7 protein-coding genes, 4 tRNA genes and 1 pseudogene are annotated in these 9,285 nt (G+C 43.5%); 3 read left to right on the forward strand and 9 right to left on the reverse strand.

The features are described 5' to 3' along the window. The first annotated feature begins 145 nt into the window (after positions 1-145). Together GW12_RS09595 and GW12_RS09600 are read left to right on the forward strand one after the other, a co-directional pair. Positions 146-1,399 (forward strand): lipase family protein, encoded by a 1,254-nt coding sequence (locus GW12_RS09595; RefSeq protein WP_034586899.1) that lies wholly within the window; start codon positions 146-148, stop codon positions 1,397-1,399. 97 nt (positions 1,400-1,496) lie between these two features. Then, positions 1,497-1,754 carry a hypothetical protein gene (locus tag GW12_RS09600; protein WP_034586902.1) on the forward strand — a complete coding sequence of 86 codons (258 nt, stop codon included), beginning with the start codon at positions 1,497-1,499 and terminating at the stop codon, positions 1,752-1,754. A gap of 10 nt (positions 1,755-1,764) precedes the next feature. Here the strand turns inward: GW12_RS09600 and GW12_RS09605 are convergent, their stop codons facing one another. From GW12_RS09605 to GW12_RS09635, 7 genes are all read right to left on the reverse strand, one after another. After that, on the reverse strand, positions 1,765-2,208 hold the full coding sequence (locus GW12_RS09605; RefSeq protein WP_034586918.1) for a DUF2726 domain-containing protein: 444 nt from the start codon (positions 2,206-2,208) through the stop codon (positions 1,765-1,767). Positions 2,209-2,268: 60 nt separating this feature from the next. After that, positions 2,269-2,344 (reverse strand) — tRNA-Asn (locus GW12_RS09610). Positions 2,345-2,349: 5 nt separating this feature from the next. Beyond that, positions 2,350-2,425 (reverse strand) — tRNA-Asn (locus GW12_RS09615). A 273-nt stretch (positions 2,426-2,698) separates the two neighbouring features. After that, a tRNA-Asn gene (locus GW12_RS09620) sits at positions 2,699-2,774 on the reverse strand. A gap of 4 nt (positions 2,775-2,778) precedes the next feature. After that, positions 2,779-2,854 (reverse strand) — tRNA-Asn (locus GW12_RS09625). A 148-nt stretch (positions 2,855-3,002) separates the two neighbouring features. Continuing rightward, on the reverse strand, positions 3,003-3,629 hold the full coding sequence (locus tag GW12_RS09630; RefSeq protein WP_034586905.1) for a superoxide dismutase: 627 nt from the start codon (positions 3,627-3,629) through the stop codon (positions 3,003-3,005). Positions 3,630-3,783: 154 nt separating this feature from the next. Next, complete coding sequence (locus GW12_RS09635) at positions 3,784-4,542, reverse strand: Nif3-like dinuclear metal center hexameric protein (RefSeq protein ID WP_034586909.1); 759 nt, start codon at positions 4,540-4,542, stop codon at positions 3,784-3,786. 169 nt (positions 4,543-4,711) lie between these two features. Here GW12_RS09635 and GW12_RS09640 point away from each other — a divergent pair, with 169 nt between their 5' ends. Continuing rightward, positions 4,712-5,893, forward strand: coding sequence for a S1C family serine protease (locus tag GW12_RS09640; protein WP_034586912.1), 1,182 nt, complete (start codon positions 4,712-4,714; stop codon positions 5,891-5,893). A 70-nt stretch (positions 5,894-5,963) separates the two neighbouring features. On the opposite strand, the pseudogene GW12_RS09645 reads toward GW12_RS09640, so the two are convergent. Beyond that, positions 5,964-6,193, reverse strand: a pseudogene (locus tag GW12_RS09645) (carboxymuconolactone decarboxylase family protein); the annotation flags it as partial. Positions 6,194-6,406: 213 nt separating this feature from the next. Then, a complete protein-coding gene (locus GW12_RS09650) occupies positions 6,407-8,911 on the reverse strand; it encodes an acyl-CoA dehydrogenase (protein WP_034586915.1) in 2,505 nt (834 codons plus the stop codon). Positions 8,912-9,285 lie beyond the last annotated feature (374 nt).

The following is a 9,285-nucleotide window of genomic DNA, read 5'->3' on the forward strand; positions in this document are numbered from 1 at the left end:
TTTGGGGTTTTTGGTCTTTTTTTCCTTTCCCCCCCCCCCCCCCCCCTTTCCCGGGGGGGGATTCCCCTTTGTTAGGTCGGAGAGGATGTCAAGTTTAATTCTAGATTCTTCATGAAAATCATAAAGAATAACAAGGGAAAAGAATATGAATAATATAGTGAAAAACGGTTTCAAAAAAACCTGTCTGGCAGTTGTTTGTTCGATGTCATTGTTGATGACAGCGTGTAATGACGATGATGATGACCGCCGTATTCCCGTCACTCCTGATGAAAGGATTTTCTTAAGTCAACAGCCTTATACTGCTGATACATTTGCTGAAGCATCGAATATTCAGGTCATGCGCTATAACATGCCAAATGTGCGCGGTGACTTAGCCGAAGCAACTGCTATGGTACTTTATCCGAATACTCCACGACCTCGTGATGGCTGGCGTGTTGTGGTTTGGGAGCATGGAACGGTAGGAAGTGGTGATTCATGTGCGCCAAGTCGTAATTTGCTTAATACAAACTTTAAAACCTTGGCAAGCAGTCTTCTTGCACAAGGATATGTCATCGTCGCCCCGGATTATGAAGGATTAGGTACTCGGGGAATCCATCCTTATTTACATTTGAATAGCGCCGCCCAATCAGCAATTTATGCGGTAAGAGCCTTTAAACAGCAACAAGGTAATAATTTTAATGGAGCATGGGTATCGGTGGGGCAATCGCAAGGAGGACATGCTTCACTTGCTACAGCTCAAGTCGCTGATAATGATCCAAATTACAAGGCAGCGGTTGCAGCTGCACCTGCCTCAAGCTTAGGTGTAATTATTAGTCAGGTAGCACCACAAGCTTTAAAAGACTTGGTCGATGCTGGGCAGGTTGAAACGGCAAAAGCTGTCTATGCTGAATTGCTTGCGTATGCGGCTTATGTAGCTGTAGGCATCAAAGCTTATGAGCCAGATTTTAATTATCGAAATATTTTTTCTGAACGAGCTGGAGTTGTGGCTGAAAAGGCCGAAGGGAGCACTGGCGAAAATGGACTTTGTTTAAGTCCTTTAATTGGTGCTTATATAGAGGACATTAATTTATATCTAAATGAAAATGAGGATAGGACTGTTCTGGATTATCCAGGTTTGGTAAATGATTTTCAGAATAATCCGTCAGTGGCAAAATTCCTAACAGAAAATCAACCTGGAACAGAAAAAATTAATGTGCCTGTGATGATTATTCAAGGAACAGCAGATATGGCAGTACCATATCCAATCACTGAGGCGTTACAGCAAAACTTAGCTGATCTGGGTACATCCGTAACTTTTGTTCCTGTTGAAAATGCATCGCATACGCAAGCGATTGTTCAAAGTAATACTCAATTGGTTGATTTTATTCGTGAACATATGCCAGCAAATACACCACGATAAATGTAAAGGAGCTTCGGCTCCTTTTTGATTGCGTTTAATTCTAGCCTTGAGCTTGCTATAGTGTGGTGCAATGAAAAGTAATGAATATAGGTTTGTTATGTCTCAGCAGCCACAGCCGCGTAGTATTAAAAAGCTGGTGATCTTTGGTACGCTTGCGTTATGTATTCCCATTTTCCTGGTCAGTATGGCTTTCTTAGCCATCAATAGTGATGCAAAAAACCAGGAAAAATATAAGCAGCAACAGGCAGAAATGATTGCCCGTATCAAAGCGCGTGAAGCTGCGGAAAAACAGGCTGCGGAACAGCAGGCACAAGCCGAAGGGCAGGTAACATCGGAAGCTAAGCCTGATCAATAATTTTTTGAATCTATCTTAAATCTCGCTGTAGTTGTCTGATACTCGGAATCTCGGTGTATCGGACAACGGTATAGCCTGCAGCGATCAGCATCGCATCACGTTCCGCATCTTCTTTTTCTTTGCCAATATGACTTGGGTCGTCTAGCTCGATAATTGCCACCACATTATAGTCCCGATCCATCACCACAAAGTCCGTGACCTTGCGGTTGAACTTGCTGCGCATTTTTATATTGTCATGCGTGATTAGCGCGCTAAAAGCCACTTGCACCAAGATATGATGATGTGGAAAGGCATCTTTTAGACGAGTGAACATCTTGCTTTCAAACGGTGTAATGACACGTTTGGGATAAAATTTTTGTCGACGGGCGAAGAGTTGTGGGAAGAGCAGGCAAATCAAGGCAAACGTTGCCAGGCAGCCAATCACAAAGAAAATAATCTGACTCAAATGGAACACGACAGAAGAAATAGCAAATAAAAAAACCCACTTCGCAATGAGTGGGCTTTTTAGGAATCTTGGCTCTCCCACCTGGGCTCGAACCAGGGACCTGCGGATTAACAGTCCGTCGCTCTACCGACTGAGCTATGGGAGAATAGATGGCTCTCCAACCTGGGCTCGAACCAGGGACCTGCGGATTAACAGTCCGTCGCTCTACCGACTGAGCTATTGGAGAATCTGAAAGCGATTATAGAGAGATTTTGAAAGGGGTCAAGGAACTTTTGTGAAAAAAGCGATAATTCTGGTTTGAATGTTTTAAAAATAATCTAAAGACAAGTTAGCTTAGTTATCTGGTTTTAATTTGTTTGAATTTAAAGCTTTTTTTGTAGAAGTAGAATTATAAGTAGGAGGGCTAAAGCATTCAGCATATCTCCTAAAAATATTCGGACAAAAAAATGACACCGATAAAAAAAGCCCACTTCATCATGAGTGGGCTTTTTAGGAATCTTGGCTCTCCCACCTGGGCTCGAACCAGGGACCTGCGGATTAACAGTCCGTCGCTCTACCGACTGAGCTATGGGAGAAAAGTGGCTCTCCAACCTGGGCTCGAACCAGGGACCTGCGGATTAACAGTCCGTCGCTCTACCGACTGAGCTATTGGAGAATCTGATGCGCATTTTAGGGAGGAAAGTGCAGGTCGTCAACCAATTAATTGAAAGAAATGAAACGTTTGCTTTATAAATATGCGTTTATGTGCTCAAAATAAAAAAATCACCCATAAAGGGTGATTTTTTAGGCTTAGAAATAAGAAATTATTTCTCAACACCAGCAGGTTGACCTGCATATTTAGCGTTAGCGTAGTCCCAGTTCACCAGGCTTTCAAGGAAAGTAGAGATATATTTAGGACGAGCGTTACGGTAGTCGATGTAGTAAGCGTGTTCCCAAACGTCGATAGTCAGGACAGCAATTTTACCGTGAGCCATTGGAGTATCAGCATTAGAAGTTTTCAGAATAGAAAGGTTACCGTTTACTTCGTCAGCAACTAACCAAGCCCAACCTGAACCGAATTGAGTAGCAGCAGCGTTAGCAAATTCTTCAGCGAATTTTTCGTAAGAACCGAAAGCTTCGTCAATTTTTGCAGCCAAAGCGCCAGTTGCTTTACCGCCACCGTTTTTAGTTAAGCAGTTCCAGTAGAAAGTGTGGTTCCATACTTGAGCGGCGTTGTTGAATACACCTGCTTTAGAAGCATCGCCAGCAGTTGCTTTGATGATTTCTTCCAGAGTTTTGCCTTCAAGCTCAGTACCAGCGATCAGGTTGTTCAGGTTAACCACGTAAGTGTTGTGGTGTTTGTCGTGGTGGTATTCTAAAGTTTCTTTGCTGATGTGTGGAGCAAGAGCGTCGTAGTCGTATGGTAATGGTGGTAAAGTAATGGTTGTCATGTTTTCAATTCCTTGCATTTTGCTGGGTTTTGACAATAAGTGGCCTTATTGTAATAGAAAAACAGGCAGAAATGCGCATTACAGATAAATAAGAATACAGAATAAAGCCTGAATTTATACGTATAAAGCCGCTGTCAAATACCGTCTGGTGAAATTAAATCGGATTGTTTAATTCGAAGTAACTATACTCAATATTAAACTGCTGTGAAATAGCTTTTGTTAGGCGTTGAACACCATATTTTTCAGTGGCATGATGACCGCAGGCGAAATAATGTACATTTAGTTCTTGTGCTTCATAGAAAGTGCGTTCTGAAACTTCGCCGGAAATATAGGCGTCGCAGTTTTGTGCTGCAGCTTTATGAATAAAATCCTGTGCGCCACCGGTACAGAAGCCGACTTTTTGAATTTCTGTCTTGTCTGCTGGTAAATGAATGGCATCATAGTCCAAGCGTTCTGAGACATAGGCTTTAAAGGCTTCTGGACTCATCGGTTGTTTTAAATAACCGATATTCCCAATTGGGCGGCGTTCATTCGGGTCAAGCGGTTCAAGATGTTCCAGTTCCAGCAGGTCGGCAATGGCTGCATTATTACCAAATGTAGGGTGACTATCTAAAGGTAAGTGATAGCCCACCAGAGAAATATCATTTTTAATTAAGGTCTTAATGCGTTGGCCGCGCATGCCGGTAATCGGATACGGTTCACCTTTCCAGAAATAGCCATGATGTACCAGTAACAGGTCAGCACCTTGGTCAATCGCTGCTTCAATTGCGCCTTGTGAAGCGGTCACGGCACAGAGGATTTTATTGACCTCAGCTTTGCCTTCGATTTGCAAACCATTCGGGGCAAAGTCCTTAAATTCAGCAGCAGCTAAAGTCTGGTCACACCACTGAATAATATCCTGTAATTTCGCCATAAATTTCTCGCTAAACCTTTAAATTGCACCCATCAAAACATATTTTGAATTGTAACTAAAGCAGCACAAATCTCTTTTGCATTTTTTATGTTTAGTTTTGTGTTTAGTTTTACAATAGGTCACAAATTACTTTGTCATCAACGAATTAAAAAATTTAGAGGATAATAACGTGCGTCGGACCTTTACATGGTTACCTTGGGTGTTGTTGATCCTAGTGATCATCATTTTTCTTGGGTGGCATCAATATCAGAAGCCCAAGGCACCTGTCGCACCAGATGGTGTGAAGATGCCTGCGGAGAAAGTCGAGCCTTTACTGGAAACGGCACGTACGGGTGGGGTGAGCTCCTATAGTAATGCGGTTAAAGTGGCTGCACCAGCCGTTGTGAATATCTTCACTACCCAGAAAGTGAAGAAACAGGACAATCCTTTATTGAATGATCCGGTGTTCCGTGAGTTTTTTGGGGATCAGCTTCCAGAGCAGTTCTCGCAAGGGCCGAATGAAAACAGTCTGGGTTCTGGGGTGATTGTACGTGCGGATGGTTACATCCTGACCAATAACCACGTGATTGCACGTGCTGATCAGATCATTGTGGCCTTGAATGATGGTCGTCGTGCTGAAGCCAAAGTGATTGGTACTGATCCGGATACGGATCTGGCCGTGATCAAGATTGAACTTGATAAACTGCCGGTCTTGCCATTTAAACTGAGTGGTAATGAGGTCGGAGATGTGGTGCTGGCAATTGGTAACCCGTTTGGTGTTGGCCAAACCGTGACTCAAGGGATTATCTCAGCCACAGGTCGTTCTGATCTGGGGATTAATACCTATGAAGACTTTATTCAGACCGATGCAGCGATTAACCCGGGTAACTCAGGTGGTGCGCTGATTGATGTGGCGGGTAACTTGATTGGGGTGAATACCGCGATCTTCTCGCAATCTGGTGGTTCACTGGGGATTGGCTTTGCAATTCCAGCAAAAATCTGTCAGCAAGTGATGAATGCAATCCTGAAAGACGGTCGTGTAGTGCGTGGCTGGCTCGGTATCAGTTTGATGCCGTCACAGCGCAATGAACTATCGCAGGCGGTTGAGCAGGGTGTGGTCGTTGCAGATGTATTGGCAAATGGTCCTTCAGCCAAAGCCGGTCTAAAACGTGGTGACCGCATTATCAAGGTGGATAAAGAAGTGATTACGACCGCTTCCCACTTGATCAACTATGTGGCATTACAAGCTCCAGGTAGCAAAATCATCATTGAAGTGGAGCGTGATGGCAAGAAACTGGATCTGGAAGTAACTGTTGGTGAACGTCAAGCCCAGCAAAATGCGTCTTCGCAATATATTCCATTGCCACGCTAATCACTAAATCTAGTTTTTTAAAAATCCCTCTTCGGAGGGATTTTTTTATGTTTGGAAAAGTCTTAATTTTTTAATTCTGCTGATCTGCATGATAATCCTGAATCACTTCCAAAGTTGCACTGAAAGCTTCCTGCGCAACTGGTGCACCGCAGTAGGGAAGACTATGTAATAACACTTCCTGAATTACCTCAACCGTCGCACCATTATTTAAAGCGCAATGCACACATGCACATGGCTTTTGAGTTCGGTTGGAGTCTTTTCAGCGGTAAAGAAAGCAATGGTAATTAATGAGCGATACTTTCACCTATCACTTCAGTACGAACTTTTAAGCCATTTTCATAATATTGTAATGACATGTTTTTGCCTCAATTTTTTTATGCACCTAACTAGTCCTTTCCTATCAAAATACCATTGTGCAAAGGTCATAAAAAAGTGGCTGAAAAGCCACTTTGGAGAATAATCCAAAGCGGAGTAAAATTACTCCGTTTTGGAAATAACAGTGAAGCCTTAAAATTAAGGTGTAGCGGGATGGGATGGATCGGTTTGGCTGGAAGTATCTGTTCCAGTAGAATCGGCTTTTTCAAGATATGGATTTTCCAGTTCCAACACACGCTGTAGATGCAGGTCAAAGATATCAGTTAGCATACTGTCATAACGTTTGGCGTTATAGTGCAGCAGCTTTTCTGCTTCATGTTCATTGATAAAACCTTGTTTGCGCGCATCTGCCACATGCTCAGCAAAACTAAGTCCTTTGAACTTATTTTTGTTTTCAGCTTTTTTGAAACGATCCCAAAGTTGTTCAATATCCAGCAGCATGGCAAAGGTCGATTCCATACGGCCATTCACATCATCCTCAGCAGTGCTGTAGTAAACGTGCTTTTTCAGCACATTCCGGAAAGCATTGTCTTCCATCATGACATTGGCGACTTGCTGTTTCAGCTGGTCTGATGGTTTTTTTACAGGTCGTCCAAACGGGAAGCAGATAAATTTGACCAGACCAGCAGCAATGCCCACCGGAAAATTGGCAAACAGGTCATAAAACGCTTCCTGTGCCGTATATAGGGATTTTTCTACAGCCAGTTTGGCATGCAGACGATCTGCTTCAGATTTCTTACTATGTTCAAAGAATTTCAGAATTGCAGAGGCAATAAACAGATGAGCGTGAATGTCTGCTAGACGTCCGGAAAGCATTTCCTTACGTTTAATGTCACCCGCCAGTAGGCCAAGACACATATCTGCAGTCAGGGCAAAGTTGGCACTTAGTCGGTTAATGATTTTGTAATACGGCCGGGTAAAATCAACTGAACTTTGCGGTGCAGCACCTGAACCACCGGTAAAAGCATAAGCCACAGAACGTGCCGTACGATTAAAGGTATAGCCGAGATGCTTATAGAGCAGTTCATTAAAGCTTTGCATTGCTGCATCTTTATCTTCTGCCTGTAGTAGCTGCAGTTCTTCATATAGATAAGGATGACAACGCATCGAACCCTGGCCGAAAATCATCAGGGAACGGCTGAGGATATTAGCACCTTCTACAGTAATGGATACCGGAATTGCCTGATAATTGAGTGCCAGGAAATTACGTGGCCCTATCTGGATGGCACGACCGCCGACTACATCCATGCCGTGATTGACAATTTTACGCATGGTTTCAGTGGCATAGTATTTGGCAATCGCGGTCATCACCGCTGGTTTACCACCTTGATTCAGGCCGCAGGTGACCAGATAACGGAATGCTTCGAGCATATAGGTATCGCTGGCAATTTCACTATTGGCTTCCTGTACACCCTCAAATTTACCCACTGAAATTTTAAATTGTTGACGGATACGCGAGAATGCACTGACATTTAGATAAGTCATCTCAGCACTTGAAGTAGACAATGCGGGCAGGGAAATCCCGCGACCGACTGCCAGACATTCCATCAACATTCGCCATCCTTTACCGGCATTTTTTACCCCACCAATAATCCAGTCCAATGGAATAAATACATCCTTGCCTTCCACCGTACCATTCATAAATGGTGAACCCGGATTATGCCGTGGACCGACTTTCACGCCTTCATGACTCGCTGGCAGCAGGGCACAGGTAATGCCGTATTCTGCAGGACCTTCCAGCAGCCGATCCGGGTCATACATTTTGAATGCGAGACCGATGACAGTGGCAATTGGAGCCAAGGTAATCCAGCGTTTGGAGAAATTCATTCGCAGGCCCAGTACTTCCTGACCTTCAAACTGACCATAGCAGACGATCCCAGTATCTGGAATTGCCCCTGCATCGGAACCGGCCTCTGGACTAGTTAAACCAAAGCAGGGAATTTCCTGTCCTTTGGCTAGGCCCGGCAGATAACGTTTTTTCTGCTCTTCTGTACCATAATGCAATAGCAGCTCACCGGGACCGAGCGAGTTAGGCACCATGCAACTCACCGCAGTCGTCAGTGAACGGGACGCAATCTTACTCATGACGCGGCTTTGCGCAAAGGAACTAAAGGCACGCCCGCCATATTCTTTGGGAATAATCAGCCCCAGAAAACCATTGTCCTTGATAAATTGCCAGATATGCTCCGGCAGCTTTTTCTGCTCGTGAATTTGCCATTCATCCAGCATGCTGCACAGGGTTTCCACTTCATTGTCCAAAAAAGCCTGTTCTTCATTATTCAGCTTTGGATAAGGATAGTTATTAAAAATTTCCCAGTTCGGTGCTCCCATAAACAGTTCTTTTTCCCACCAGCTGGTTCCGGATTCCAATGCTTCACGCTCGGTTGGGCTGATGCTTGGCATGGCATTGGCCAGCGCTCGATAAGAAGGACGGGTAATCACTGCCATCCGCAATGGATCGATCAGTACAATCAGATTAATAATGATCAATGGAATGCCAAAGATGAGCGACCACGGGCTAATAAATGCGACCAGAATCGAAGCAATAATCAGGGAAAATGCGCCCGTGGTTCGGGAGAGCTCAAAATAGAAAACAGCCCATAAGCACAGCAGGAGGAGCAGAACAGCAAAAATAAATAGCATTGTTATATTTCTCCAGGTTTTCGGCATTCATGGATGATTTTTTTTATGTCCTTAAGACAGATATAAATAGATGAAGACTTAGGTCATGAATGCGCTGTAGAGTTATCGTTTTGAGTCCAGCAACGATATCGTTTAATTTGCAGTCTAGCTTTGAGATTGTTTGAAAAGTGTTCTGCATTCAAGTGAGAACGCGCAAAGAAATGTGAAGATAAGTAAGCACTTAGCTTGAATGATTTTTCTATTAATTTTGAGCTAAGATGGAGTGATGTATTTTTATAAAAAAGATAAATAATAAAAAAGCCCTCACATGGAGTAATGCCAGTCAGTTAAGCAAATATTAGTAAAATGTAGTAAAAATGAGTGTATGTAAATAC

This window comes from Acinetobacter sp. HR7, assembly GCF_000773685.1.
Lineage (GTDB): Bacteria > Pseudomonadota > Gammaproteobacteria > Pseudomonadales > Moraxellaceae > Acinetobacter > Acinetobacter thermotolerans.

Coding starts and splice junctions, on each gene's coding strand:
- GW12_RS09595 (WP_034586899.1), top strand. CDS start 146: ATGAATAATATAGTGAAAAACGGTTTCAAAAAAACCTGTCTGGCAGTT.
- GW12_RS09600 (WP_034586902.1), top strand. CDS start 1,497: ATGTCTCAGCAGCCACAGCCGCGTAGTATTAAAAAGCTGGTGATCTTT.
- GW12_RS09630 (WP_034586905.1), bottom strand. CDS start 3,629: ATGACAACCATTACTTTACCACCATTACCATACGACTACGACGCTCTT.
- GW12_RS09635 (WP_034586909.1), bottom strand. CDS start 4,542: ATGGCGAAATTACAGGATATTATTCAGTGGTGTGACCAGACTTTAGCT.
- GW12_RS09650 (WP_034586915.1), bottom strand. CDS start 8,911: ATGCTATTTATTTTTGCTGTTCTGCTCCTCCTGCTGTGCTTATGGGCT.